1 protein-coding gene is annotated in these 239 nt (G+C 61.5%); it reads right to left on the bottom strand.

The genetic code is table 11. From position 1 onward, the window contains the following. Positions 1–239 (bottom strand): amino acid permease (locus J5M56_RS26455; protein WP_207938244.1); only part of this gene is annotated, 239 nt, incomplete at both ends.

Genomic DNA, 239 nt, shown 5'->3' with positions numbered 1-239 from the left:
CATCGACGAGGCGAGGTAGATCAGGCTGGTATAGGTGCCGGCCGAAAACAGGGTGATCAGCAAGAACCCCTGGATCATGCAGTTGGTCAGCCACAGCGCATTGGCAGGCACGTGGTTGGCGTTTTCCCGGCGCAGGAACTCCGGCATCGTGTGGTCCTTGGCCGCAGCGAACATGATCTCGGCGCACAGCAACACCCAGGAAAACAGGGCGCCGAGCAGCGAGATCATCAACCCGCCGG

It is taken from the genome of Pseudomonas sp. 51_B, from assembly GCF_017491595.1.
Lineage (GTDB): Bacteria > Pseudomonadota > Gammaproteobacteria > Pseudomonadales > Pseudomonadaceae > Aquipseudomonas > Aquipseudomonas promysalinigenes.
Note: the sequence above shows the minus strand (reverse complement) of the source record. Positions and strands in the feature narration are given on the sequence as shown.